General features: G+C 71.1%; 26 protein-coding genes. 17 read left to right on the top strand and 9 right to left on the bottom strand.

What is annotated here, in order from left to right:
• From AB0C38_RS19515 to AB0C38_RS19495, 5 genes are all read left to right on the top strand, one after another.
• On the top strand, positions 1–1,143 hold a 1,143-nt coding region (locus AB0C38_RS19515), incomplete at its 5' end, for an enolase C-terminal domain-like protein (protein WP_360674883.1).
• Complete coding sequence (locus tag AB0C38_RS19510) at positions 1,136–1,891, top strand: SDR family oxidoreductase (protein ID WP_360674880.1); 756 nt, start codon at positions 1,136–1,138, stop codon at positions 1,889–1,891. The genes AB0C38_RS19515 and AB0C38_RS19510, both read left to right, overlap by 8 nt.
• A gap of 43 nt (positions 1,892–1,934) precedes the next feature.
• Entirely contained in the window at positions 1,935–2,966 is a 1,032-nt protein-coding gene (locus tag AB0C38_RS19505) for a sugar ABC transporter substrate-binding protein (RefSeq protein WP_360674913.1), read from the top strand.
• Positions 2,963–4,486: a sugar ABC transporter ATP-binding protein gene (locus AB0C38_RS19500; protein ID WP_360674877.1), complete on the top strand. Its 1,524-nt coding sequence runs from the start codon at positions 2,963–2,965 to the stop codon at positions 4,484–4,486. Before AB0C38_RS19505 ends, AB0C38_RS19500 begins: the two co-directional genes overlap by 4 nt.
• A complete protein-coding gene (locus AB0C38_RS19495) occupies positions 4,483–5,496 on the top strand; it encodes an ABC transporter permease (RefSeq protein WP_360674874.1) in 1,014 nt (337 codons plus the stop codon). The genes AB0C38_RS19500 and AB0C38_RS19495 overlap by 4 nt, the downstream gene beginning before the upstream one ends.
• A 49-nt stretch (positions 5,497–5,545) precedes the next feature.
• On the opposite strand, the gene AB0C38_RS19490 is transcribed toward AB0C38_RS19495, so the two are convergent.
• Positions 5,546–6,265 (bottom strand): FadR/GntR family transcriptional regulator, encoded by a 720-nt coding sequence (locus AB0C38_RS19490; protein WP_360674871.1) that lies wholly within the window; start codon positions 6,263–6,265, stop codon positions 5,546–5,548.
• 81 nt (positions 6,266–6,346) lie between these two features.
• Here AB0C38_RS19490 and AB0C38_RS19485 point away from each other — a divergent pair, with 81 nt between their 5' ends.
• Genes AB0C38_RS19485 through AB0C38_RS19475 form a run of 3 tightly spaced genes read left to right on the top strand, consistent with a single transcriptional unit; the run spans position 6,347 to position 8,513 of the window.
• Positions 6,347–6,685, top strand: coding sequence for an L-rhamnose mutarotase (locus tag AB0C38_RS19485; RefSeq protein WP_360674868.1), 339 nt, complete (start codon positions 6,347–6,349; stop codon positions 6,683–6,685).
• A gap of 5 nt (positions 6,686–6,690) precedes the next feature.
• The gene (locus tag AB0C38_RS19480; RefSeq protein ID WP_360674910.1) at positions 6,691–7,659 is read left to right on the top strand and encodes an aldo/keto reductase; all 969 of its coding nucleotides are present in this window, start codon (positions 6,691–6,693) and stop codon (positions 7,657–7,659) included.
• Positions 7,656–8,513, top strand: coding sequence for an amidohydrolase family protein (locus AB0C38_RS19475; protein ID WP_360674865.1), 858 nt, complete (start codon positions 7,656–7,658; stop codon positions 8,511–8,513). Before AB0C38_RS19480 ends, AB0C38_RS19475 begins: the two co-directional genes overlap by 4 nt.
• 31 nt (positions 8,514–8,544) lie before the next feature.
• Here AB0C38_RS19475 and shbA read toward each other — a convergent pair whose 3' ends face one another.
• The 4 genes from shbA to AB0C38_RS19455 all read right to left on the bottom strand — a co-directional run bounded on the left by shbA (position 8,545) and on the right by AB0C38_RS19455 (position 10,895).
• Positions 8,545–9,201 carry an RNA polymerase sigma factor ShbA gene (gene shbA / locus AB0C38_RS19470; RefSeq protein ID WP_360674862.1) on the bottom strand — a complete coding sequence of 219 codons (657 nt, stop codon included), beginning with the start codon at positions 9,199–9,201 and terminating at the stop codon, positions 8,545–8,547.
• Positions 9,202–9,455: 254 nt separating this feature from the next.
• Complete coding sequence (locus tag AB0C38_RS19465; RefSeq protein ID WP_360674859.1) at positions 9,456–9,752, bottom strand: DUF202 domain-containing protein; 297 nt, start codon at positions 9,750–9,752, stop codon at positions 9,456–9,458.
• A 298-nt stretch (positions 9,753–10,050) separates the two neighbouring features.
• The gene (locus AB0C38_RS19460; RefSeq protein WP_360674856.1) at positions 10,051–10,404 is read right to left on the bottom strand and encodes a DUF202 domain-containing protein; all 354 of its coding nucleotides are present in this window, start codon (positions 10,402–10,404) and stop codon (positions 10,051–10,053) included.
• A gap of 11 nt (positions 10,405–10,415) precedes the next feature.
• The gene (locus tag AB0C38_RS19455; protein ID WP_360674853.1) at positions 10,416–10,895 is read right to left on the bottom strand and encodes a GtrA family protein; all 480 of its coding nucleotides are present in this window, start codon (positions 10,893–10,895) and stop codon (positions 10,416–10,418) included.
• A 133-nt stretch (positions 10,896–11,028) separates the two neighbouring features.
• Here AB0C38_RS19455 and AB0C38_RS19450 point away from each other — a divergent pair, with 133 nt between their 5' ends.
• Both AB0C38_RS19450 and AB0C38_RS19445 read left to right on the top strand, forming a co-directional pair.
• Positions 11,029–11,424 (top strand): hypothetical protein, encoded by a 396-nt coding sequence (locus AB0C38_RS19450; protein ID WP_360674850.1) that lies wholly within the window; start codon positions 11,029–11,031, stop codon positions 11,422–11,424.
• Between the two features lie 82 nt (positions 11,425–11,506).
• Positions 11,507–11,800, top strand: a complete 294-nt coding sequence (locus AB0C38_RS19445) for an iron-sulfur cluster biosynthesis family protein (RefSeq protein WP_360674847.1) — start codon at positions 11,507–11,509, stop codon at positions 11,798–11,800.
• Positions 11,801–11,914: 114 nt separating this feature from the next.
• On the opposite strand, the gene AB0C38_RS19440 is transcribed toward AB0C38_RS19445, so the two are convergent.
• The 4 genes from AB0C38_RS19440 to AB0C38_RS19425 form a co-directional block, all read right to left on the bottom strand.
• A complete protein-coding gene (locus tag AB0C38_RS19440) occupies positions 11,915–13,036 on the bottom strand; it encodes a glycerate kinase (RefSeq protein WP_360674844.1) in 1,122 nt (373 codons plus the stop codon).
• Complete coding sequence (locus tag AB0C38_RS19435; protein WP_360674841.1) at positions 13,033–13,965, bottom strand: D-glycerate dehydrogenase; 933 nt, start codon at positions 13,963–13,965, stop codon at positions 13,033–13,035. Before AB0C38_RS19435 ends, AB0C38_RS19440 begins: the two co-directional genes overlap by 4 nt.
• Positions 13,966–13,974: 9 nt before the next feature.
• A complete protein-coding gene (locus tag AB0C38_RS19430) occupies positions 13,975–14,862 on the bottom strand; it encodes an SGNH/GDSL hydrolase family protein (protein WP_360674838.1) in 888 nt (295 codons plus the stop codon).
• Between the two features lie 106 nt (positions 14,863–14,968).
• Positions 14,969–17,059: an alpha-galactosidase gene (locus tag AB0C38_RS19425; RefSeq protein ID WP_360674835.1), complete on the bottom strand. Its 2,091-nt coding sequence runs from the start codon at positions 17,057–17,059 to the stop codon at positions 14,969–14,971.
• Positions 17,060–17,135: 76 nt separating this feature from the next.
• On the opposite strand from AB0C38_RS19425, the gene AB0C38_RS19420 reads away from it, so the two are divergent.
• The 7 genes from AB0C38_RS19420 (at position 17,136) to AB0C38_RS19390 (ending at position 24,477) form a co-directional block, all read left to right on the top strand.
• On the top strand, positions 17,136–18,326 hold the full coding sequence (locus tag AB0C38_RS19420; RefSeq protein ID WP_360674832.1) for an ROK family protein: 1,191 nt from the start codon (positions 17,136–17,138) through the stop codon (positions 18,324–18,326).
• 11 nt (positions 18,327–18,337) lie between these two features.
• Positions 18,338–19,627, top strand: coding sequence for an extracellular solute-binding protein (locus tag AB0C38_RS19415; RefSeq protein WP_360674829.1), 1,290 nt, complete (start codon positions 18,338–18,340; stop codon positions 19,625–19,627).
• Positions 19,627–20,580: a sugar ABC transporter permease gene (locus AB0C38_RS19410; RefSeq protein ID WP_360674826.1), complete on the top strand. Its 954-nt coding sequence runs from the start codon at positions 19,627–19,629 to the stop codon at positions 20,578–20,580. Before AB0C38_RS19415 ends, AB0C38_RS19410 begins: the two co-directional genes overlap by 1 nt.
• Positions 20,580–21,413 carry a carbohydrate ABC transporter permease gene (locus AB0C38_RS19405; RefSeq protein WP_360674823.1) on the top strand — a complete coding sequence of 278 codons (834 nt, stop codon included), beginning with the start codon at positions 20,580–20,582 and terminating at the stop codon, positions 21,411–21,413. Before AB0C38_RS19410 ends, AB0C38_RS19405 begins: the two co-directional genes overlap by 1 nt.
• A 29-nt stretch (positions 21,414–21,442) precedes the next feature.
• On the top strand, positions 21,443–22,750 hold the full coding sequence (locus AB0C38_RS19400) for a glycoside hydrolase family 27 protein (protein ID WP_360674820.1): 1,308 nt from the start codon (positions 21,443–21,445) through the stop codon (positions 22,748–22,750).
• Positions 22,751–22,918: 168 nt separating this feature from the next.
• Positions 22,919–23,728 carry a CoA-transferase gene (locus AB0C38_RS19395; protein ID WP_360674817.1) on the top strand — a complete coding sequence of 270 codons (810 nt, stop codon included), beginning with the start codon at positions 22,919–22,921 and terminating at the stop codon, positions 23,726–23,728.
• Positions 23,725–24,477: a CoA-transferase subunit beta gene (locus tag AB0C38_RS19390; RefSeq protein WP_360674814.1), complete on the top strand. Its 753-nt coding sequence runs from the start codon at positions 23,725–23,727 to the stop codon at positions 24,475–24,477. The genes AB0C38_RS19395 and AB0C38_RS19390 overlap by 4 nt, the downstream gene beginning before the upstream one ends.
• The last annotated feature ends 52 nt before the right edge of the window (positions 24,478–24,529 follow it).

The raw sequence follows: 24,529 nt of genomic DNA, 5'->3' as shown, positions 1-24,529 counted from the left end.
CCTCCCGCCCGCGCCGCGCCGCGGCGGCCCCCCGCCCCGCGCCCCCGGCCGCGGGGGGCGGGCGCGCCGCCCCCCCCCGCCGCCGCGCTCGGCGACCTGTCGCGCACGCTCGTCGGCGACTCGCAGTTCCGCTGGCTGGGCCCGGAAAAGGGCGTCGCGCACATGGCGGTCGGCGCGGTGGTCAACGCCGCGTGGGACCTCGCCGCGCGCCGCGCCGCGCTCCCGGTCTGGAAGTTCGCGGCCCGCATGACGCCCGAGGAACTCGTGTCCCTCGTCGACTTCCGCTACCTGTCCGACGCGCTCACCGAAGCCGAAGCCCTCGACATCCTGCGCGCCGCCGAGCCCGGCCGAGCCGAGCGGACCGCACAGCTGGAAGCCGACGGCTACCGCGCCTACAGCACGTCACCCGGCTGGCTCGGGTACGCCGACGCGAAGCTGGTGCGGCTGGCCGAACAGGCCGTCGCGGACGGCTTCGACATGATCAAGCTGAAGGTCGGCGGCAACCTCGAGGACGACGTCCGGCGCATGAAGCTCGCCCGCGAAACCGTCGGGGACGGCATCCGGATCGCCGTCGACGCCAACCAGCGCTGGGACGTCCAGGCCGCGGTCGACTGGATGACCGAGCTCGCGCCGTACGACCCGTACTGGATCGAGGAGCCGACGTCGCCGGACGACATCCTCGGGCACGCGGCGATCGCGAAAGCGCTTGCCCCCATCCGGGTCGCCACCGGCGAGCACGTCCAGAACCGCGTGGTGTTCAAGCAGCTGCTGCAGGCGAACGCGATTTCGGTGCTGCAGCTGGACGCCGCCCGCGTCGGCGGCTTCAACGAGAACCTCGCGATCCTGCTGCTGGCCGCCAAGTTCGGCGTCCCGGTGTGCCCGCACGCCGGCGGGGTCGGGCTCTGCGAGCTCGTCCGGCACCTCTCGATGTTCGACTTCGTGGCGGTGTCCGGCACCGACGCGGACCGCTCGATCGAGTGGGTCGACCACCTGCACGAGCACTTCACCGATCCGGCCGTCGTCGAACGCGGCCGGTACCTCGCCCCGACCGCCCCCGGGTTCTCCGCGCGCATGCACGACGCCACCCTGCGCCGGTTCCGCTTCCCGGACGGTCCCGAGTGGACGGAGACCGCAAGTGAGTGAATTCGAGGGCCTGGTGGCCGCCGTCACCGGAGGCGCCTCGGGGATCGGCCTCGCGACCGCCACCCTGCTGGCCGAACGCGGCGCGCAGGTGGCGATCCTCGACCTCAAGCCCGAGGGCACGCCGTTCGCCGGCTTCCGCTGCGACGTGAGCTCGGACGGCGAAGTGACGTCGGCGATCGACGCCGTCGTGGAACGCTTCGGGCGCCTCGACATCCTCGTCAACAACGCCGGGATCGGCGCGCAGGGCGACGTCACCGGCAACGACGGCGACGAGTGGCACCGCGTGTTCGACGTCAACGTCGTCGGCATGGTCCGGCTCGCGCGCGCCGCGCTGCCGCACCTCAAGAACTCGCCGTCCGCGGCGATCGTCAACACCAGCTCCATCGCGGCCTGGGCCGGCCTGCCCAACCGCGCGCTCTACTCGGCCACCAAGGGCGCGGTGCTCTCGCTGACCCTGGCCATGGCGACCGACCACCTGCCCGACCGGATCCGCGTCAACTGCGTGTGCCCGGGCACGGCGGACACCCCCTGGGTGAGCCGGCTGCTCGACGCCGCCGACGACCCGGCGGCCGAACGCGCGGCCCTCGCGGCGCGCCAGCCGATGGGCCGGCTGGTCACCGCCGACGAGGTCGCGAACGCCATCGCCTACCTCGCCAGCCCGCTTTCCGCTTCGACCACCGGCACCGCGCTCGCGGTCGACGGTGGCATGTACGGCCTGCGCCCGCGCGGCCCGGTGCAACCCCAATAAGGCTTTTTTCGCTGTCATCAAGGAGGATGCGGTGCACAACAGGGTGATCCAGGTGGCCGCCACGGCCGCCGTCTGCGGCCTCGTGCTGGCCGCCTGCGGGTCCACCAAGGACAACGCGACGGCGCCCGCGCCGGGCGGCGGTGCCGGTGGCAAGGTCGGGGCGACCCTGCCGCTGCTGACCTCGCCGTTCTGGCAGGCCTACAACAACTACGTGCCGCAGATGGCGAAGACCGAGGGCGTCGACGTCCTCCCGACCGTCAACGCGGACAGCGACCCCGCGAAGCTGATCACCGACATCGGCACCTTCCTCAACCAGGGCGTCAAGGGCCTGGTCGTGACGCCGCTGGACTCGGCGGCCATCGTCGCCGGGCTCAAGCAGGCCGAGAACAAGGGCGTGCCGGTGGTCGCGGTCGACGTCGCCCCCGAGAGCGGCAAGGTCGCCATGGTCGTGCGGGCCGACAACAAGGCCTACGGCACCAAGGCGTGCGACGCGATCGGCGAGAAGGTCAAGTCCGGCAAGGTCGTGCAGATCCAGGGTGACCTCGCCTCGGTCAACGGCCGCGACCGCTCGGAGGCCTTCAAGGCCTGCATGGCGCAGAAGTACCCGGGCATCCAGGTGCTGGACATCCCGGCCGAGTGGAAGGCCGACAAGGCGTCCTCCGGCCTGGACAGCATGCTGACCGCGAACCCGGACATCAAGGGCGTCTACATGCAGGCCGGCGGCGTCTACCTCGCCCCGACCCAGCAGGCGCTCAAGCGCAAGAACCTCTCCTTCCCGGTCGGCGACCCGAAGCACATCGTGCTCGTGTCCAACGACGGCATCCCGCAGGAGCTGGCCGCGATCCGGGCCGGTGAGCTGGACGCCACGGTGTCCCAGCCGGCCGACGCGTACGCGAAGTACGGCCTGTACTGGCTGAAGAAGGCCATGGCGGGCGAGACGTTCAAGCCCGGCCCGACCGACCACGGCAGCACCATCGTCGAGATCAGCCCCGGCATCCTCGAGGACCAGCTGCCCGCGCCCGTCATCACCAAGGCCAACGTGGACGACAAGGCCCTGTGGGGGAACAACCTGTGACCGCGCTGCCCGCCGGCGAATCCGCCCTCCCGGTGGTCAGCGCCGTAGGAGTCGGGAAGCGCTACGGCCCCACCGTGGCGCTCCACGACGTCAGTCTCGACGTGTTGCCCGGCGAGTCGCACGCGCTCGTCGGGCGCAACGGGGCCGGAAAGTCGACGCTCGTCACCATCCTCACCGGCCTGTCCGCCACGGACACCGGGCACGTCGAGTTCGGCGGCGAGCCGGCCCCCGCGCTGACCAAGCAGGACGACTGGAAGGCGCGCGTCGCCTGCGTGTACCAGCACGCGATGGTCGTCCCGCAGCTCACGGTCGCCGAGAACCTGTTCCTCAACCGGCAGGCGGGCGGCGGGTTCGCCATCGGCTGGAAGTCGCTGCGGCGCAAGGCCCGCGAACTGCTCGACTCGTGGGACGTGCACGTCGACGTCGACACCCCGGCCGGCGAGCTGTCGGTCGAGGACCGGCAGTTCGTCGAGATCGCCCGCGCGCTGTCCTACGGCGCCCGGTTCATCGTCCTCGACGAACCGACCGCGCAGCTGGACAAGCAGGCCATCGAGCGGCTCTTCGAGCGGATGCGCCAGATGCAGGCCAACGGCGTGACGTTCCTGTTCATCTCGCACCACCTGCACGAGGTGTACGAGGTCTGCCAGGCCGTCACGGTGCTGCGCGACGCGAAGCACGTGCTGACCGCGCCGGTGGCCGAGGTCGGCCGGGCCGAGCTGGTCGACGCGATGACCGGCGAACCCGGCGGCCTGTCCGTCCGCGACGCCGCCACGCGCGACGCCCTGGAGGCCGACGCGCCGGAGATCCTGCAGGTCGACGGCCTGTCCGGCGACGGCTTCTCCGACGTCTCGTTCCGGCTCCGCGAGGGCGAGGTCGTCGGGCTCGCGGGCAGCAACGCCAGCGGGAAGCACCAGGTCGCCGAGACGGTCTACGGCCTGCGGACGCCGTCCGCGGGCACGGTCCGCGTGGACGGCAAGCCCTTGCGGCCGGGCGACATCCCGGCGGCGCTGAAGGCCGGGATCGGCTGCGTTCCCCGGGATCGGCACCACGAAGGCCTGGTGCTGGAACACCCGATCATGGACAACACGACGCTGTCCATTTTGGACAAGATGGGCCGGGGCGGGATCGCGTCGCCGAAGACGCGGTTCACGAAGGCGTCGCAGGCACTCGCGGATTACGGCATCGTCGCCGCGAGCGCCGAGCAGCCGGTGTCCGACCTGTCCGGCGGCAACCAGCAGAAAGTCGTCCTCGCGCGGGCCCTGGCCAGCGACCCGCGGGTCGTGGTGCTGATCAACCCGACGGCCGGCGTGGACGTGAAGTCGAAGGAGGCGCTGCTCGCGGTCGTCGACCGCGTGCGTGCCGAAGGCAAGGCGGTGCTGATCGTCAGCGACGAGCTCGACGACCTGCGCCTGAGCGACCGGGTCCTGGTGCTGCGCGCCGGGGCCGTGGTCGCCGAGCACCAGGCCGGGTGGTCCGACGGCGACCTCGTGGCCGACATCGAAGGAGTCGAGCTTTCGTGACCGACGTGATGACCGATCCGCAGACGGAGCTGCCCGCGCCACCCCGGCGCCGCAAGGCCGTCTGGCTGCGCGAACTCGCGCTGCTGCCCGCGCTCATCGTGGTGTTCGTCATCGGTGGCCTGGTCGACGACACGTTCGTCGGCTGGAGCAACATCGTCAGCATCCTGACCGCGTCGGCGGCGCTGTCGCTGGTCGTGCTCGGCGAGTCGCTGGTGCTGATCACCGGCAAGTTCGACCTGTCGCTCGAGTCCACGATGGGCCTGGCACCGGCGCTCGGCGCAATGGTGGTCATCCCGGCGGCGTCGGCCGGCTTCGGCATGGAGCTGCCCGCCGCGATCGGCCTGCTGGTGATCCCGCTGTGCGGCGCGCTCGTCGGGTTCGTCAACGGCTTCCTGATCGTGAAGCTCAAGCTGAACGCCTTCATCGTGACGCTGGCGATGCTCACCGTGCTGCGCGGCGTCCAGGTCGGGTCGACCAAGGGCAAGACGCTGTTCAACCTGCCGGACTCGTTCACGAACCTGGCGACCACGACGTTCCTCGGGCTGCCGATGTCGGTCTGGCTGGCCGCGGCCCTGTTCGCGATCGCCGGCTGGGTGCTGCGCTACCACCGCGTCGGCCGCGCGCTGTACGCGATCGGCGGCAACCGCGAAGCCGCGCGGGCGGCCGGGGTGCGCGTCGACCGGATCGCGTGGGCGGTGTTCGTCGTCGCCGGCATCCTCGCCGCGATCGGCGGGCTCGCGTATACCGGTTACGTCGGCGCCCTCGGTGCGAACCAGGGGTCGGGGCTGATCCTGCAGGTCTTCGCGGCGGCGGTGATCGGCGGCGTCTCGCTCGACGGCGGCAAGGGCACCCTGGTCGGTGCCCTCACCGGCGTCCTGCTGCTGTCATCGGTGTCGAGCCTGCTCAACTACGCGCACGTGACAGCGGAGTGGCAGGGCGCGATCTACGGCGCCATCATCCTGGTCGCGCTGATCATCGCCCGCTACGCCGGCGGCAAACCCCAAACCTGAGCCCGGTCGCGTGATCATCCGACGTTCAAAGCCGGAGGTGCGTGTGGTGTCAGGAAGCTTCCGCGGACAGGTCGGGCATCGTCGGGTCGTCGGCCGTGCCCAGTGCGTTGCGCAGCCACTGCTCCACGCCCGCGACGTGCACGGTCGCCCACGAGCGCGCCAGTTCCGGCTCGCGGGCCGCGATCGCCTCGTAGATCGCCGAGTGCTGTTCCCGGGTCTTCGCGACCGCGCCCTCCTGGGTGAGGCCGCGCCAGATCCGGGCCCGGGCGGTCGGCCCGGAGAGGCTGTCGAGCAGCGAACAGAGCACGGGGTTGCCGGAGCCGTCGGCGATCTTGCGGTGGAACTGCAGGTCGTTGGCGACGAGGGCCTCGACGGTCGGCGAGTCGGCCAGCTCCCCGAGCAGGGTGCCTAGCTCCGCGATGTCGTCGTCACTCATGTGCAGCGCGGCCAGCGCGGTCGCGGCCGGTTCGAGGATCCGCCGCACCGCGAGGAAGTCGAGGACGGTGTCGTCGCGGTGGAAGTCGACCACGAACGTCATGGCGTCGAGCAGCAGGTTCGGCTCGAGGCTGGTGACGTACGTGCCGTCGCCCTGGCGGACGTCGAGCACCCGGATCAGGCACAACGCCTTGACGGCCTCCCGCAGGGAGCTGCGCGAAAGCCCGAGCCGCTGGGCCAGCTCGGCCTCCTTCGGCAGCCGGTCGCCGGGCGCCAGCTCGCCGGAGATGATCATGTCCTTGATCTTGTCGATCGCGACATCGGTGACGGGCATCGTGTCCGCCCTTCCCTGCAACAGACCTCGGATGTTTGGGTGGTACTCCCCAGCGTGCCATGTCCCGGCGAAGGAGTGGTGATGACCCACCAGGCCGCACCGCAAAGAGTGGCTCTGCACACCCGGCTCGAACCCGGCAAGGAGGCCGAGTACGAGTCCGTCCACGCGGTGATCCCGCCCGAGCTCGACGTCGCGCTGCGCGAGGCCGGCGTCCGGTCGTGGCGGATCTGGCGTAACGGTCTCGACCTCTTTCACGTCGTCGAAGTGGACGACTACGCGGCGATGCGGGCGGCGTTGCGGGACCACCCCGCGAACATCCCGTGGCAGGCCAGGATGGCCGAGCTGCTGGCCGTCGAGGACGACTACTCCGGCGACGACACCGGCATCGGACTGGTCTGGGAACTGCCGGTGAAGGAGTGACGGAGTTGGAACTCTCCCTGTCCCCGCTGGGACTCGGCTGCGCGCAGCTGGGCAACCTCTACCACGCGATCAGCGACGAGACCGCGGCCGCGACCGTGCGCCGCGCGTGGGACGAGGGCGTCCGGTACTTCGACACCGCGCCGCACTACGGCCTCGGCCTCTCCGAGACCCGCCTCGGCGCCGCACTGCGCGCGTACCCCCGCGACGAGTACGTGCTCTCGACGAAGGTCGGCCGCGTGCTGGAGCCGAACCCGGACGGCGCCGGCGCCGTCGACGACCAGGGCTTCGCCGTCCCGGCCGCGTACAAGCGCCGGTGGGACTTCAGCCGCGACGGCGTCCTGCGGTCCCTCGAGGACAGCCTGACGCGGCTCGGGCTCGACCGCGTCGACCTCGTCTACGTGCACGACCCCGACGACCACTTCGAGGAAGCCCTGCGCGGCGCGTTCCCCGCGTTGCGCGAGCTGCGCGAGCAGGGCGTGATCGGCGGGTTCGGCGCCGGGATGAACCAGGCGCCGATGCTCGGCGAGTTCGTCCGCCGCACCGGCCTCGACGCCGTGCTCGTGGCCGGCCGGTACACGCTGCTCGACCAGCCGGCGCTCGACGAGCTGCTGCCGCTGTGCGCCGAACGCGGCGTCACGGTGGTGGTCGGCGGCGCGTTCAACGGCGGCATCCTGGCGACCGCGGAACCGGGCAGCGTCTACGACTACGCCGAGGCGCCGGCCGAGCTGGTCGAGCGGGCGAGCCGGATCGCGAAGATTTGCGCGAAACACGGCGTCGAGCTGCCGGAAGCCGCGCTGGCGCTGCCGATGGCGCACCCCGCGGTGGCGTCGGTCGTCGTCGGCGCGCATGATCCGGACCAGGTGAGCGTGAACGCGCGGCGCGCGCGGGCCGCGGTGCCGCCGGCGCTGTGGACCGAGCTGGTCGACGCGGGCTTGCTGCGCGCCGACGTCGTGATCGCCGAAGGAGTCTCATGATCGACGCCCACCACCACTTGTGGGACCCGTCGCGGCGCAAGTACCCGTGGATGGCGGGGGCGGCGCTCGACCCGATCCGCCGCCCGTACACGGTGGACGACCTGCGCGCGGTCACCGCGGCGGCCGGCGTCCACGCGACGGTGCTCGTCCAGACGGTGTCCTCGCCGGAGGAGACGGAGGAGTTCCTCGCGACGGCGAAGGCGGAGCCGGTGATCGCAGGCGTCGTCGGCTGGGTCGACCTGCGGGCCCCGGACGTCGCGGACCGGCTGGCCGCGCTGCGGGCCCAGGGGCCGCTGGTGGGGATCCGGCACCAGGTGGAGACCGAACCGGACGACGACTGGCTGCTGCGTCCGGAGATCGTCGCCGGGCTGAGCACGGTGGCCTCGGCCGGGCTGGCCTTCGACCTGCTGGTCCGCCCGCCCCAGCTCCCGGCGGCGAGCGAGCTGGCGTTGCGGCTGCCGGAGCTGCGGCTGGTGCTGGACCACGCGGCGAAGCCGCCGATCGCGGCGGGGGAGTGGGAGCCGTGGGCGTCCGGGGTGACGGCGCTGGCCGGCCGGGAGAACGTGGTGTGCAAGCTCTCCGGGCTGGTCACGGAGGCGGACTGGACGGGCTGGGAGGTGGCGCACCTGCGCCGCTACGTCGACCACGTGCTGGACGCGTTCGGCCCCGAGCGGCTGCTGTTCGGCTCGGACTGGCCGGTCTGCGAGCTGGCGGCGTCCTACGAGCTGGTCCTGGACGCGGCGATCGCGCTGACCGGCGGGCTCTCGGATGCCGAGCGGCTGGGCGTGTTCGAGCACAACGCCCGTCGCGTCTACGGCTTGGATGCGAGCGGGGAAACGTCTTCCAGGGGGTAAAAGAGGTTTCCCCGCCCGCCGCTGGGGTGGTCTAGAACTCGTCTTCGTGGATCATGCCGCGCAGCCGGGTCAGCGCCCGGTGCTGCGTCACGCGCACGTTGCCCGCGGAAATCCCGAGCGCTTCGGCGGTCTCCTGCGCCGAGAAGCCGACCGCGATGCGCAGGGTCAGGATCTCCTGCTGCACGCGCGGCAGCGAGGCCAGCAGCCGGCCGAGGCGGGCGCCGAGGTCGAGGTGCAGCGCGTGGGACTCGGGCTCGTTGCCGGCGACCAGCGGGCGCTCCGGGAGCTCGGGGACGGGCTCGGAGCGGTCGCGGGCGACGGCGCGGTAGGCGTCGGCGACCTTGTTGGCCGCGATCGCGTGGACGAGGTAGAGGAAGGAGCCGCCGCGGTCCTGGTAGTCCGGGAGGGCCTTCAGCACCGCGAGGCAGACCTCTTGGGCGACGTCGTCGGCCGAGAGGTAGGAGAGGTCGCGGCCGCCCATGCGGGCCCGGCAGTACCGCACCACGACCGGCTCGATCATGTGGAGCAGGTTGTGGATGGCGGCGGGATTGCCCTCGCCCGCGTCTTTGACGAGCGGGTCGAGGTCCTCCTTGGTGAGCCGTCCGCTGGGCCTCGGCAATGACTCCGGGGTGCGATAATCGCGATCGCTGCTGTCGGACTGCTCGGCGGTCCTCGTCGGTGCTGTCATGAGTCGTCTCCCCGGCCGACCCCAGACCGTCGCTGCCGGGGGATCAACTCTCTGTGACTATCCGATCGCAGATACTCCGGGAGATCCCGGCTCACCTGCGATCCGTGCGACGCTGGGTAATCGTAAGCACCTCATGGCGGATCAGTCCAGATTTCAACGACCAATACCCCGTTAGCAGCAGTGACCGTGATGTTCCCGCGACCAGCCCGTGCACATTGCGATTAATCGGTTTCAGGATGTGCCGAGTTCACCCGTCAGTGGAAGACGACCACGGAAGTGGCAGTCATGGTCACGGCGAGCGACACGACGGCGGGCAGCGCGGGGCCCATCACCACCGGCGGGGCGGTCCGCAACACCCGTTCGCGGCGCGCGGCCACCGCTGCGAGCAGGGCGGATGTCACGGCGGCGAACAGTACGGGGACCAGAGAGACACCCCAATGGCGCTGGGCGGCGGAGTGCAGGAGAAGTACGGTGCAGGCGGCGGAGGCGAGAGCGGTCCGCCGCCAGGCGAGCCCGGTGCGCTCGGCCTGGGCGCCATCCGGGGTGGTCACGCGGTGACCCGCAGGTCGATGACGGTACTTCTGACGTCGCGATAATCGCGAAAGCGCGGTATTCGGGGGCGCAAGGGGTGCCGGGCGGGGTTGGGCCGAATGGCTTGAACGGCTGCCGGAGGGGCATACGGGGGCTGTTCGGACGGCCCAACGGCGTGTGCGGTGCGTGGTCGGGTATGCGGGCCGGGTACGACACGGGTGGTCCGCATCGGCCGCGGAACCCGGCTGGTCCGGTGCGGCGGCCGGTCCCGCGGGAGCTGTGTGGTCCGTGTGGGCTGAGGTGGCTCGGCCGGCTCCCTCACGACACCACCAGCAACACCGCCGCCGCCACGATCAACACCAGCAGGCCGCCGGTCAGCGCCACGATCATCAGGCTCCGCGGCAACGGCTCCCCGGCCCGCATCGCGATCTGCACCCGCCGCCACCGCGGATAAGCCGTCGCGGCCAGCGCCGCCGCCAGTGCCACGCACAGCCCGGCGAGCACCGCGCTGGCCGTCGCCGGCGCCGGGACCAGCTGGTGCACCGCGACCCCGCCGGCCAAGAGCCCCAGCGCCGTCCGGAGCCACGCGAGGAACGTCCGTTCGTTGGCCAGAGTGAAGCGATAGTCCGGTTCGCTGCCGCCCTCGTGGGGCGTGATGTCGTCCGAGGCCACGCCTCCAGACGCTAGCCGGTGTGCGCGGCCGCGGCCCCTTCGGAACGGTGCGCGAACACCCACCAGCGCAGCACGGCGAACCGCACGAACCCACCCACCACGCTGGCCAGCAGCAGCGTGCCGGTCTCCTCCCACGACGTCGGCCGCTCGACGACGGCGTCGAGGATCGCCAGCACGGCCGAGCCGTACCCGGCGTAGAAGGCGAACGTCAGAAAGTCCTGCAGGTGCCGCTTCCCGGCGTTGCTGGGCCGCCCGGCGAAGGTGACGCGGCGGTGGAACTCCGTGTTCCCGACCGTCGTCAGCGCGATCGCGACCAGGTTCGCCACCTGCGAGCCGAGCTCGTCGCGCAGCAGGAGGAACAGGACGGCCTGGACGCCGGTTGTCACTACGCCGGCCACGACGTACCACGCGGCGTGCGTGCCGAGCTCGTGGTGCCGCTCCGGGTCGGTGGCGAGCAGCCGGTGTCCCGGCGCGCACCTGGTGGTGGCCATGATCCGAAGCTACCCCGCGTTCACAAACTTGTGAATATGTTAAAGCGGTTGAAGAAATGTGATCCCGGCGACACCGCCGGAGTTTCGGCGCTCCCGGCCTCGGGTAGGTCACCGGCGATGACGGGAGAAACCTGTGACTGAACCGGAAGGCCTGGACCCCAGCGAGGCGCTGGACGAGGACGAACTGCGCGTGGACCCCCTCGAAGCAGGTATCGAACCGCCCGAGCACTGGAGCGCCGCCGACCGCTTCGGCACCACGCCCAGAGAAGCCCGCGAAGGCGAGCCGATGGCGCAACGCCTCGCCGAAGAGGTGCCGGACACCGAGCCGGAGCCGGTCCCGGAGCGTCCGCTCGCGGCGACCCCGGCCGACCAGCTCGACGAGACCGTCGAGGACGCGCCGGCCGACTACGAGCAGGTGGCCCCGGCCGACGAGATCCCGCGCCGCCACGCCGACCCCGATCCGCGCGAAGAGGCGGACTACGCGGGCGGGTCCGTGGCGGACGCCATCCGCGAGGCGCGGCAGGGCTGATCCGCTCAGACTGCACGCCCGAACGGACGCCCCTAGCGTGGGGCACCACAGTGCACCGGACCGCGACGAAGGAAGGCCGAAGATGCTGACCGTGACCGAAGCCGCCGCCGAGGCGATCACCGCACTGACCAGCCAGGGGGAGGGCGAAGCCGGACTCCGCCTGGCGGTCCAGAACGCCGACGGGGAAAGTGCCCAGCTGGCGCTGTCCGTCGCCCCCGAACCCGCGGAGGGCGACAGCGTGCTGGGCGTCGAGGAAGGCCCGAAGGTCTTCCTCGAGCCCCAGGCCGCGGCGTTGCTCGACGACAAGGTGCTCGACGTCCAAGAGGACGAAGCCGGCGGAGTCGCCTTCGCCGTGCTGCCGCAGCACACCAGCTGACCGCGGCGGTCGGGCCTTTCGCAGCGTCGCGAAGGGTCCGTTCGCCCGGGTGCCGACGTCATGAACGACTCGTTCATGACGTCCGGCGCGGTGAACGAGTCGTTCATGCGCTCGCTAGCGGGCCGCCCAGTCGCTGACCAGGACCGCGGCCCGCACCCGCAGCAGTTCGGCCGCGTGCGTCCGCGCGTGGTCGAGCGACGGCGCGTGGTCGATCAGCGCGCTGCTCCCCACCACGCCCAGCCGTGCCAGCCCGGCGGCGTCGAGCTGGATCCGCCCGGCCAGCGCCAGCAGCGGCACCCCACGCGGCCGCGCCCGGTCCGCGATCCCGGCCGGCGCCTTGCCGTTCAGGCTCTGCTCGTCGAGCGAACCCTCCCCGGTGATGACGAGGTCGGCGCCGTCGAGGGCCTGGTCGACGCCCGTCAGTCCCGCGATGAGGTCGAAGCCGGATTCGACGACCCCGCCGAGAGCGATCGCCCCCGCGGCGACCCCGCCGCCGGCACCCGCGCCCGGAATCCGTGAGACGTCCGGAGCGCCGCCCACCTGAAGTGCGTGCGCCCACCGGCCCAGCGCTTCGTCGAGCAACTTCACCTCCGCCGGCCCCGCGCCCTTCTGCGGCCCGAACACGGCCGCGGCGCCCTCCGGCCCCAGCAACGGGTTCGTGACGTCGGTGGCGACCGCGACAGGCACGCCGTCGAGGCGTTCCCGCACCGGCGTCAGCTCGGTCGAGGCCACTCGCGAGAGCGTGGCGCCGCCCAGGCCGACCGGCGCGCCGAACGCGTCCAGCACGCCGGCGCCGAGCGCGCCGAGCATCCCGGCCCCGCCGTCGGTGCTGGCCGTGCCGCCGACCGTCAGGACGAGCCGGCGAGCGCCGTGGATCAGCGCGTCGCCGAGCAGTTCCCCGACGCCCCAGGTGTGCGCGGCCAGCGCGGTGTGCGGGCTCGGCTCGACGAACTCGATCCCGCACGCGCGCGCCGATTCGACGTACGCCGTACCGTCCAGCACCGCGTAAGAAGCCTGGACCGGGTCTTCGAGCGGCCCGCGGACGGCCAGCCGGACGATCCGCGCGCCCGCCGCTTCGAGCACGTCGAGGGTGCCTTCGCCGCCGTCGGCGACCGGGCAGGAGACGATTTCGGCGTCCGGCAAGGCGTCCCGCACGCCGAGCGCGATGGCCTCCGCGGCCTCGACCGCGGTGAGACTGCCCTTGAACTTGTCGGGCGCGATGACGACACGGGTCACGGCTTCACCTCCGTCAGCGGGGGACGCCCGGCGAGCACCGCCGCGACGTTGCGGGCCGCCAGCACGGCCATCGCCGTGCGCGTCTCGAGCGTGGCGGACCCGAGGTGCGGGCTCAGCACGACGTCGTCGCGGCCGAGCAGCCGCGGTTCGACCTCGGGCTCCTTCTCGAACACGTCCAGCGCGGCGCCCGCGATCTCCCCGGCCTCCAGGGCGTCCGCGAGCGCGGCTTCGTCGACGACCGGGCCGCGCGTCGTGTTCACCAGGTAGGCGCCGGGTTTCATGGCGCGCAACGCGGCGGCGTCGATCAGGTGCCGCGTCTCCGGCGTCAGCGGGCAGTGCAGCGAGACGACGTCCGAGCGTTCCAGGAGTTCTTCGAAGGAAACGGAACCCTGTTTCGAACGTCCGGTGTAGACGATCGACATGCCGAACGCTTCGGCCCGCTTCGCCACCGCCCGGCCGATCTGGCCGAAGCCGACGATGCCGAGCGTCTTGCCCTGCAGGCCCGAGCCCAGCAGGAAGCCGAGGTGGAACGACCAGGGTGTGCGCGAGCGCAGCAGCCGTTCACCCTCGCCGAGGCGCCGCGTGATCGCGAGGAGCAGGCCGAAGGCGAGGTCGGCGGTGGCGTCGGTGAGCACACCCGGGGTGTTGGTGACGACGACGCCGCGTCCGGCCAGCGCCGGGACGTCGACGTTGTCGTAGCCGACGGCGACGTTCGCGACCACCTTCAGCCCGGGCCCCGCGGCGTCGGCGAGCGCGCCGTCGAGCCGGTCGTGCAGCATGCCGACCACGGCGTCCGCGCCGGCCGCGAACTCGTGCAGTTCGGCCGGGGTGAGCGGCCGGTCGGCGGGCGACACCACCACGTCGCCCGCCTCGGCCAGGACCTTCACCGCGGCGTCGGGAATCCACCGGGTCACCGCGATCTTGGGCACCCGGACAGCCTAGCCCCCGAGGACGGCTCCGAGAACGATCTCCGACTGCGCCGCGGCACCCGCGCCGTTGGGGTGGAAGGGGAACGCGAGCAGCAGCGGGTTGCTCGCCGAGATCGGGATCAGGCCCTCGGCGTACCGCACGGTGGGCGCCTGGCACGCGTCGTGCCCGACGGTCGGGGTGTAGGTGTCGACGAGCTCGGCGTCGTTGGCCGCGGCGACCCGGGCGAGCATGGCGTTCATCTGGAGGAACTTCGCCTGCAGGTAGGCGATGTCGCCGTCGGCGATGGGGATCACCGGCCAGCACCCCTTCCCGCTCGCTGGCAGCCCGGCGAGGTAGTTCACCAGCAGGACCCGTGCCTGCGGCGAACGCTCGTGGATCTGCTGCAGCGCGTTCGCGACCTTGGGCTCGCTCGCCGTGACCGCGTTTTCCAGCTGGTCGACGCCGCCCGCGGTGAACTTCGCCTTGCACGTGCTCACCGGCAGGAGGTTGAGGCACTTCGTCACGGCCGACGCGAGCCCGATGTCGTTGCCGCCGATGCCGACGGTGACCAGGTCCGTGGTGGCCGTGAGCCGGTCGAACTGCGGTGGGTTGGTCCCGCCCAGCGGCAGCTTCTGCGGCTGGGTGAAGTCGGTCGTCGTGGCCCCGCCGCAGCTGGCGTCGCGGAACGTTTCGACGCCGAGCGCGCCGGCGACCTCGTGCGGGTAGTCCGAAGTGGACTGTGCGCAGTCGAGCGGGGTGAACTGGGTGGCGGGCGGGAGGGTGACGAAGACGTCGGCGGTCCAGGAGTCCCCCAGGGCGACGTACTCGTGGTAGCTCGTGCTCGCCGACGCCGGAGCGGCGAAGGCGAGCATGGCGAGCGCGGGCACGACGAGCAGAGCGGACAGGCGCTTGCGCATGCTGCCTCCGTTGGCGAGCGAAGTGAAGGACTTTCACATTCGGCTCACGTCCGGTGAAAAGTCAATCCAGGTCACCCGTCCTGGTGACGCCGGTCGGCGTGGGTATTCAGACCCTGGTCAGCCGCACGACCGCGCTCGCGTACCCGCTCCCGGGCAGGTCGACGCCGAGACCGTGGCTCAGCAGCACCGCGCCGTCGTGCTCGACGCCGTCCTGGTCGCGGTACCGCGCGGAAGGATCCAGCCCGGCCAGGCGTGGCGGGGTGACCGGCCGCGCGAACTCCGTCGGCCGCCGCCAGAAGAACACGACCACCTGGCCCTCCAGCACGTACTGCACGGCGGTCAGCGCCGACTTCGCCGGGTCCGCCAGCCGGTACAGCTCGCCGTGCTGCACCACCGGCCGGATTTCCTTGTACAGCGCGACGAGCCGAGTCGCCTCGTCGAGTTCGGCGGCGCTCCACCGCGGCAGGTCGCCGCCCAGGCCGAGCACTCCCGCCATCGCGACGTGGAACCGGAAGCTCAGCGGCGCTTCGCGGCCGGTGGTCGGGTTCGGGCTGTCGGTGACCCAGGCCGACATCGTGCCGGCGGGGTAAATCTGGCCGTAGCCGTGCTGGATGGTGATCCGGTCGGCGGCGTCGGTGTTGTCGGACGCCCAGATCTCGTCGGTGCGCGCGAGGATCCCCAGGTCGGTGCGCCCGCCGCCGCCCGCGCAGCCCTGGATCCGCAACGCGGGGTGATCGGCGCGCAGCCGGTCCAAGATGGTGTGCACCGCGCGGACGTGCTCGACCCAGAGCCGGCCGGCGTCCTCGCCCGCCGTGGGCCAGCCGGCCTCGGTGAACGCGCGGTTCATGTCCCACTTGAGGTAGTCGATGCCGTGCTCGCCGACCAGGCGGTCGAGCCACTTGTGCGCCCAGTCCGCGACGTCCGCGCGCGCGAAGTTCAGCACGAGCTGGTTCCGCAGCGTGGTGCGCGACCGGTTGGCCATGTGCAGCACCCAGTCCGGGTGCGCGCGGTAAAGATCGCTGTCCGGGTTGACCATCTCGGGCTCGACCCACAGCCCGAACTTCATCCCGTGCGCGTGGACGGCGTCGACCAGGGGCCGCAGGCCGGCCGGGAAACGCTGGGCGTTGGCGGTCCAGTCGCCGAGCCCGGCCGTGTCGCCGGTGCGGGCGCCGAACCAGCCGTCGTCCATGACGAACAGCTCCGCGCCGAGCTTCGCCGCGGCGTCGGCGAGGGACGTTTCGGTGGCTTCGTCGACGTCCCAGCCGGTGGCCTCCCACGAGTTGTAGACGATCGGCCGCAGCTCTTCGGGGTGCGGCTGGACGAACTCGCGGACGTAGGCGTGCCACCGACGGCTGGTGCCGCCGAAGCCGTCGGCCGCGTAGAGCCCGGCGAACACCGGCGTCTCCCAGGTTTCGCCGCGCAGCAGCCGCCAGGTGACGTGCTCGTGGCCGAACCCGCCGGTCCACGTGACGCGGCCGGTGTGCGTGTGCTCGACGGTGATCCGCCAGCTCCCGCTCCAGGCGAGCGCCGTCGACCACACTTCGCCGGACGTCTCGGTCGCGTCACCCGCGTCGAGCATCACCCACGGGTTGACCTGGTGGCTGGACACCCCGCGGCGGCTGGTGAGGGTGGTTTCGCCGACCGCCAGCGGTTCGCGCAGCACGCCGTACTCGGCGCTCCACGCGCCCGTGGTGCGGGTGAGCCGGGCGCCGTCGCGCCGGGGGAGCGTCCACGACGCGGAATCCGTGCGCAGCAGGGAGATCGGGGCCACGCCGGTGTTGCGCAGCGACGTCCAGCGCTCGACGACGTCGCCGCGGAGGCGATAGTGCAGGGCGAGTTCGAGGGGGTAGTGCCGGTCGGCGAGGCGGACGACGAGCGCCTCGTCCTCGATCGCGAAGCCGTCGTAACCCCACTCGAGCGCCGACGTCCCGTCCTCGTACCGCACGGCCAGCGCCGCGACGCCGAAGAAGGCGCCGCCTTCAGCCGGCAGTTCCTGTCGCTCGTCGCCCGGCTCGTCGAAGCTGCTGTCGGCCGGGTTGCGACGCGCGGCGACCTGCGTGGCCTGCGCCAAGGTGAGCGGCGGGCCCCAGTGGACGTGCCGCGGCCGGTCGTCGGCGTCGAGCCGGAAGGCGTACGAGCTCTCGGGGGTGCGCAGCAGCCAGAGCCGGTGCGCGGGGTCGTGTTCGACGAGCGACATGATCCCGAGCGTAGGCATGACCAGCCGAAAAATAAATTCTTGACGAAGTTAATTAATACTGCCTACCCTTCCGGCCATGCCTCGCAGTGCACCGGCAAGGGCGCCGATCACCAGTCCGGCGGCCGCGACCGTCTTCACCACGGTCCTGACCGAAGGGCCGGTTTCCCGCGTCGACGTCGCCCGGCGGACCGGCCTGTCGTCGGCCGCGGTCACCAAGGCGGCCCGGCCGTTCATCGAAGCCGGCTACCTCGAAGAGCTCGCCTCCGAAGGCCGCACGGGCCCCGGCGCGGGCCGGCCCGCCAACCCCCTCGCCATCCGGCCCGACCGCGAGTACTTCGTCGGCGTCAAGATCACCGGCGACGACCTGATCGGCGTGGTCACCGACCTGCGCGCCGACGTCCGCGCCAGCGCCCACCACGCGCTGACGAGCCACGACGTCGACCACGTCGTGCGCGCCTTGGCCGACCTCGTCGGCGAGCTGCTCGCCGGCGCGACCCCGGACGGCACCAGCAACCTGCGCGAACGCGCCTACTGCCTGGGCGTCGCAGTGTCCGGCGACGTCGACCGCGCGTCCGGCGTCGTCCGGTACTCGCCGTTCCTCGGCTGGCGGGACGTGTCCCTCGCCGAGCTGCTCGACGAGGCGACCGGCCTGACGACGACCCTGGAGAACGACGTCAAGGCACTGACCGTCGCCGAGCAGTGGTTCGGCGAGGGCGTCGGCGCGTCGTCGTTCGCGCTGGTCACGGTGGGTACCGGCATCGGCAGCGCGCTCGTGGTGAACGGCGACCTGGTCCGCGGCGCGCACGGCGTCGCCGGCGAGATCGGGCACGTTCCGGTCGCCGACGGCGGTCCGCCCTGCCACTGCGGCGGCCGGGGCTGCGTCGAGGCGATCGCGTCCACCGAGGCGATCCTGCTGCGCGCCCGCGAAGTCTCCGGCGAACCCGGGCTGACCATGGACGACGCCGTGACGCGCGCCCGCGGCGGGGACGAGCCGCTGCGCGAGGTGTTCGCCGCGGCCGGCCACGCGATCGGGCTCGGCCTGGCCGCGCTGGTCAACCTGTTCGGCCCGGAACGGGTCGTCGTCTCCGGGGAAGGCGTCGCCACCTACGACCTGTTCGAGGACCAGATCCGCCGGACCTTCGCGGTCCAGGCGTTCGGCAGCGCCGCCCGCTGCGGCCTGGTGATCCGGCCACTGCCGTTCGAGGAGTGGGCGCGGGGCGCGGCCGCCGTCGCCATCCAAAGTCTTTTCGTCGCCGAGAGCGTGTAAGGAGAGATCGAGTGAGCCCTGAGACATTCAGACTGAATCGTCGAAGCTTCCTGGTCGGTTCCGTCCTGTTCGCCGGGGGAGCGGCCCTCGCGGGCTGCACCTCGGACCCGCTGAACAAGAACGCGGGCGCCGCCTCGGGCGCGAAGGTCACGTTGCAGCAGTGGTACCACGCGTACGGCGAATCCGGGACGCAGCAGGCGGTCCAGCGTTACGCGCAGGAGTTCACCAAGGCCAACCCGGACATCGCGATCAACGTCAGCTGGATCGCCGGCGACTACGAGACCAAGCTCAACTCGGCGATGCTCACCGCGCAGGCGCCCGACCTGTTCGAGCTCGGCGACTTCCGGTACCAGAACGTCAAGAACGGCCTGCTCGCGCCGCTCGACGACATCGTCACGCCGGTCAAGAACGACTTCAGCCCGGCCGCGCTGGACACCGTGACCGTCGACGGCAAGATCTACGGCGTCAAGATGATCGACGACGTCATGATGCTGTACTACCGCAAGAGCGCGCTGCAGGCCGCGGGCGTCCAGCCGCCGCAGACGTTCGCCGAGCTGCTCGAAGCGACCCGGAAGCTCACCAGCGGCAAGCAGAAGGGCCTCTACGTCGGCACCGACGGCGTCGGCGAGGCCGCGACGCTGCTGCTCTGGTCGGCCGGCGGCGACTTCTTCGACAGTAGCGGCAAGAAGGTCGCGTTCGCTTCGCCGGAGGCGGTCGCGGCGATCGCCGGGCTCAAGCAGCTGCACGACACCGGCGGCCTGCTCCAGGGCTACCCGACCGACTGGTCCGACCCCGGCGCGTTCGCCAACGGCGCCACCGCCATGCAGTGGGGCGGCCTGTGGTCGCTGCCGGACATCAAGAAGGCGCTCGGGGACGACTTCGGCGTCGTCGCGTGGCCGAAGTTCGGCGACGCCGGCAAGCAGGTCGCGCGGGTCGGCGGCTGGTACCAGCTCGCCAATGCGAAGTCGGCCAATTTGGACGCGGTCAAGAAGTTCATCGACTGGCTGTGGATCAAGAACGCCGACCTGCAGAAGGACTGGTGCGTCAAGTACGGCTTCCACATCCCGGCCCGCAAGCCGGTCGCCGCGCAGACGACCGAGTTCTCCAGCGGCCCGGCGAAGGACGCCGTGACGATCTCGCAGCAGAACGGCAAGTCCTACTCGGGACTGTGGAACAAGGCGTCGGCGACGCTGTTCCTGCAGGCCGCGACGAAGATCGCGAACGGGCAGGCCGACCCGGCCGCCGAACTGGGCGACGCGGCGAAGAAGGCCCAGGCCGAAGTCGACAAGCAGCTGGCCTGATGACGGCCTTGATGGAGGCTCCGGCGGTCCCGGTGGCGGCGAAGAAGCGCCGCCGTCGCCGGGACTGGCGGGCGATCGGCGCGTTCGTGGTGCTGACCGGGCCGGTCGTGATCGGGCTGGGGCTGTTCAAGTACGTCGCGATCGCGTGGAGCTTCCTGCTCAGTTTCAACGACGCCCGCGGCACCATCACCATCGGGCACTGGATCGGCTTCGACAACTACGCGTTCCTGCTCGGCGACGACGCCTTCCTGACGTCGCTGTCGACGATCGCGCTCTTCACCGTGTTCATCGTGCCGATCACGTTCGTCGCGTCGCTCGGTCTCGCGGTGCTGATCAACAGCATCAAGCGCGGCAAGGCGTTCTTCCGGACGATCTTCCTCATCCCGGCGGCGGTGTCGTACGTCGTCGCGGCACTGGTGTGGAAGATGGCGCTGTTCAACGGCCTGCCGTCCGGCGTCGCGAACGTCCTCGGCGGGCTGTTCGGCGCCGACCCGGTGCCGTGGCTGTCGGAGACGAGCCCGCCGGTGTACTGGGTCGCGGTGGTGACGCTGCGGCTGTGGCTGCAGGTCGGGCTGTACATGATCCTGTTCCTCGCGGGACTGCAGGCGATCTCGCCGTCCCTGTACGAGGCCGGCGAGCTGGACGGCACGACGAAGTGGCAGGCCTTCCGCTACATCACGCTGCCGCAGCTGCGGAACACGTCGGTGGCGGTGCTGCTGCTCATCCTCATCGCCGCGTTCCAGGCCTTCGACGAGTTCTACAACCTGTTCGGCACCGGGCTGTCCGGCACCGCGACGGCGCCGGTGAAGCCGCCGCTGGTGTACCTCTACGACTCCGCGCTCGGCGACCAGAACTACGGCGTCGGCTCGGCGGGCGCGTTCCTGCTGACCGTGCTCATCGTCGTGATCACCCTGCTGCAGGGCCGGTTCGTCGGCTTCGGGAAGAAGGACTGATGGCCGTCGTCGCGGTGCCCCGGAAGGCGCCGAAGTACGTCCTCGCGTCGGTCCTCGCGGTGATCTTCCTGACGCCGTTCTACATCATGCTGCGCAACGCCCTGATGACGCGGCAGCAGGTCAGCTCGCCGGACTGGTCGTGGCTGCCGGACCCGCTGTCGTGGGTCAACTTCGGTGACCTGTTCGCCGACGCGTCGGTGCCGATGGCGCACTCGCTGTGGAACTCGTTCCTGGTGGCAATCGTCACCGCTCCGGTCGGCACGCTGTTCGGCTCGATGGCCGGGTACGCCCTTGCCCGGATCAACGTGCCCGGGCGGCGTGCGGTGTTCACGTACGTGCTGGTCACGCTGATGATCCCGCAGTCGGTGACGTTCGTGCCGACGTTCGTCGTCGTCGGCTCGATGGGCGGGGTCAACACGGAGTGGGGGATCATCGCGCCGAACCTGTTCAGCGCGTTCACCGTGATCCTGTTCCGCAACTTCTACCTGCGGTTTCCCGTCGAGCTGGAAGAGGCGGGCCGGCTCGACGGGCTCGGCTACCTGGGCGTCTACCGGCGGCTCGTCCTGCCGAACTCGGGGAGCATGATCGCGTCGCTCGGCGCGCTGATGTTCATCGAAAGCTGGAACGCGTTCCTGTGGCCGCTGGTGATCGGGCAGGACCCGTCGTCGTGGACCGCGCAGATCGCCCTCTCGACGTTCCTGACCGCGCAGTCGGTCAACCTGCCGGCGCTGTTCGCCGGCGCTCTGGTCACCATCGCGCCGCTGGTCGCGATGTTCCTGGTCGCCCAGCGGTTCATCGTCAGCGGGATCGCCGCGAGCGGGCTCAAGGAGTAGGTCCCCGTCCCCGTTTTGAGGAGTGTTCAGTGAAGCGCCTCCTTTCCGTTTTCCTCGCTGTGCTCGGTTTTCTTTCCCTCTTGGTGCCGGTCGCCGAGGCGCGGACGCCGTTCGTCAAGCCGTTCATGGGCTGGAGCAGCTGGAGCCTCGAGTCGTCGACCCGCGCGGGTTACGGCACTTCGTGGCTGAACGAGTCGCACGTCCGCGACGCGGCCTCGGCCATGGCATCGAAGCTCAAGTCCGCGGGCTACACCTACGTCAACATCGACTCCGGCTGGAACGCCGACCTCTCGTGGGTGTTCCACACCGACGTCAACGGGATCCCGACGCCGGATCCGGGGCGGTTCCCGTCCGGCATCCCCGCGTTGGCCTCCTACGTGCACGGTCTCGGGCTCAAGCTCGGCCTGTACGCCGTGACCGGGCTGGAGAAGGAGGTCTACGACAAGAACGCGCCCATCCTCGGGACTTCGTGCCACGCGCAGGACATCGCCTATCGACCGCTGACGCCGTCGAACGGCTGGGGCGGCAACTGGAAGGTCGACTTCAGGAACCCGTGTGCGCAGAAGTACTACGACTCGATCGTGGCTCGCTTCGCGTCCTGGGGCGTCGACTTCGTCAAGGTCGACGGCACGACCGCGGACAACGTCCCGGATATCGCCGCCTGGTCCAAGGCGATCGACCACGCGCGGCGGCCGATGTGGCTGACGGCGAGCGCGTGGCCGGTGCCGCGGTCCATCGGGCCCGCTCTCGCTCCGCATGCCAACGGCGTCCGGATCGACACCGACGTCGAGTGCTACTGCGAGACCGTGTCCACCTGGGACAGTTCGGTGAAGGCGCGCTGGACGGACCTGCCGAACTGGCAGGGGGTGTTCGGCTCGCAGTACCGGCCGGACCTGGACTCGATGCCGATCAGCAACAACACCGGCAGCGGCATCCAGGACGGGATCTCAGACGTCGAGCGGCAGAGCGTCATGACGTTCTGGTCGATGGCGTCGTCGCCGCTGTACGTCGGGGGAGACATCTACTTCCTGGACTCCGCCGCCGTCTCGATCCTGACGAACCCCGAGGTCATCCGGGTCGACCAGTCCGGGTCCTACGCGACCCAGGTGGCCGGCGGGAACCTCCAGGTGTGGAAGAAGCGCGCGCCGGACGGCCGGACGTACGCGGCCGTCTACAACCTGGGTTCCACGCCCGCGGACATCACGGTGGACCTGGGTGTTCCCGGGGCGCGGCCGGTGCGTGACCTCGTCGCGCGGAAGGACCTCGGGCGGTTCCGGGGCTCGTGGACGGCTTCTTCGGTGCCGCCGCACGGCTCCCGGCTGGTCCGGATCGGCTGACTCCTTGTCCTCGAAGGGGACTTTCCTCGCTGGTCACGCGCGGAAAGTCCCCTTCGTCATGCCTGCGTCATCCATTGGGTGGAAGACGTCTGGTCGGCGGCCCGCGCGGCATGCTATGTTCGGTTTCAGAACGAGTGTGCGTGATGCGAACTAATGCGGGAGAGTGAGATGGCAGAGCTGCTGTCACTGGAGGAGGCCGTCGGCCGGCTGGTGCACGACGGCGACACCGTCGCGCTCGAGGGCTTCACGCACCTCATCCCGGTCGCGGCCGGGCAGGAGATCATCCGGCAGGGCCGGCGAGGTCTGACGCTGGTGCGGATGACCCCGGACATCGTGTACGACCAGCTGATCGGCGCGGGCTGCGCGAGCAAGCTGATCTTCTCCTGGGGTGGCAACCCCGGTGTCGGCTCCCTGCACCGCTTCCGTGACGCGGTCCAGCACGACTGGCCGGTACCGCTGGAGATCGAGGAACACAGCCACGCGGGCATGGCGAACCGGTACGTCGCCGGCGCGTCCGGCCTGCCGTTCGCGGTGCTGCGCGGCTACACGGGCACGGACCTGCCCGCGCAGACCGACACGATCAAGCCGATCACGTGCCCGTTCACCGGCGAGCGGCTCACCGCGGTCCCGGCGCTGAACCCGGACGTCACGATCGTCCACGCGCAGCGCGCCGACCGCGCGGGCAACGTCCAGATGTGGGGCATCACCGGCGTCCAGAAGGAAGCGGTCCTGGCGGCGAAGCGCTCGATCGTGACGGTCGAAGAGATCGTCGACGAGCTGGAGCCCCGGGTGGGCGCGGTGATCCTCCCGTCCTGGGTGGTCACGGCGGTGGCCGAGGTCCCGGGCGGCGCGAAGCCGTCGTACGCGGCGGGCTACTACGAGCGCGACAACTCGGCGTACCAGGCGTGGGACGAGGTGGGCCGTGACCGCGACGGGTTCACGAAGTGGCTGAACGAGCTGACCGGGGTGAAGGCATGAGCACCGACTACACCGCCGACGAGATGATGAGCGTCGCGGCGGCCCGCGCGCTCGGCGACGGCATGTCCTGCTTCGTCGGCATCGGCCTCCCGAGCAAGGCGGCGAACCTCGCCCGCCGCGCGCACGCCCCGAACCTCACGCTGATCTACGAGTCCGGCTGCCTGGGCGCGAAGCCGTCTCGCCTCCCGCTGTCCATCGGCGACGGCGAGCTGGCCGACACCGCCGACGCGGTGGTCAGCGTCCCCGAGGTGTTCAACTACTGGCTCCAGCCGGGCCGGATCGACGTCGGCTTCCTCGGCGCCGCCCAACTGGACAAGTTCGGCAACATCAACACGACGGTGATCGGCTCCGACTACCACGACCCGAAGGTCCGGCTGCCGGGCGCGGGCGGTGCCCCGGAGATCGCGGCGTCGTGCGGCGAGGTGTTCATCGTGCTGCGCCAGAGCCCCCGCGCGTTCGTGGAGAAGGTCGACTTCGTGACGTCCTTCGGCCACGGCTCGGGCAAGGGCGACCGCGAAGCGCTCGGCCTCCCGGGCCAGGGCCCGACGCTGGTCGTCACCGACCTCGGCCTGATGCGTCCCGACCCGGAGACGGCCGAGCTGACCCTCACCGAGCTCCACCCGGGCGTGGAGCTGGAGCAGGCGATCAAGGCGACGGGATGGGCCCTGAAGGTGGCGGACGACCTGAAGGTCACCCCCGCCCCGACCGAGCAGGAGCTGACCCTCCTCCGAGAACTGGAGAACGCGTGATCCGCCGTGGCAAGGTGAATCGGTGACCGTCGCCCTGCTCTCACAACCGCAC

The sequence above is a fragment of the Amycolatopsis sp. NPDC048633 genome, assembly GCF_040650695.1.
Taxonomy (GTDB): domain Bacteria; phylum Actinomycetota; class Actinomycetes; order Mycobacteriales; family Pseudonocardiaceae; genus Amycolatopsis.
Note: the sequence above shows the minus strand (reverse complement) of the source record. Positions and strands in the feature narration are given on the sequence as shown.

What these genes read in the sequence shown, in the direction of transcription:
- AB0C38_RS19490 (WP_360674871.1), bottom strand. Translation starts at nt 6,265, where the DNA reads ATGCCCGTCACCGATGTCGCGATCGACAAGATCAAGGACATGATCATC.
- AB0C38_RS19485 (WP_360674868.1), top strand. Translation starts at nt 6,347, where the DNA reads ATGACCCACCAGGCCGCACCGCAAAGAGTGGCTCTGCACACCCGGCTC.
- AB0C38_RS19475 (WP_360674865.1), top strand. Translation starts at nt 7,656, where the DNA reads ATGATCGACGCCCACCACCACTTGTGGGACCCGTCGCGGCGCAAGTAC.
- shbA (WP_360674862.1), bottom strand. Translation starts at nt 9,201, where the DNA reads ATGACAGCACCGACGAGGACCGCCGAGCAGTCCGACAGCAGCGATCGC.
- AB0C38_RS19455 (WP_360674853.1), bottom strand. Translation starts at nt 10,895, where the DNA reads ATGGCCACCACCAGGTGCGCGCCGGGACACCGGCTGCTCGCCACCGAC.
- AB0C38_RS19445 (WP_360674847.1), top strand. Translation starts at nt 11,507, where the DNA reads ATGCTGACCGTGACCGAAGCCGCCGCCGAGGCGATCACCGCACTGACC.
- AB0C38_RS19430 (WP_360674838.1), bottom strand. Translation starts at nt 14,862, where the DNA reads ATGCGCAAGCGCCTGTCCGCTCTGCTCGTCGTGCCCGCGCTCGCCATG.
- AB0C38_RS19425 (WP_360674835.1), bottom strand. Translation starts at nt 17,059, where the DNA reads ATGTCGCTCGTCGAACACGACCCCGCGCACCGGCTCTGGCTGCTGCGC.
- AB0C38_RS19420 (WP_360674832.1), top strand. Translation starts at nt 17,136, where the DNA reads ATGCCTCGCAGTGCACCGGCAAGGGCGCCGATCACCAGTCCGGCGGCC.
- AB0C38_RS19410 (WP_360674826.1), top strand. Translation starts at nt 19,627, where the DNA reads ATGACGGCCTTGATGGAGGCTCCGGCGGTCCCGGTGGCGGCGAAGAAG.
- AB0C38_RS19405 (WP_360674823.1), top strand. Translation starts at nt 20,580, where the DNA reads ATGGCCGTCGTCGCGGTGCCCCGGAAGGCGCCGAAGTACGTCCTCGCG.
- AB0C38_RS19395 (WP_360674817.1), top strand. Translation starts at nt 22,919, where the DNA reads ATGGCAGAGCTGCTGTCACTGGAGGAGGCCGTCGGCCGGCTGGTGCAC.
- AB0C38_RS19390 (WP_360674814.1), top strand. Translation starts at nt 23,725, where the DNA reads ATGAGCACCGACTACACCGCCGACGAGATGATGAGCGTCGCGGCGGCC.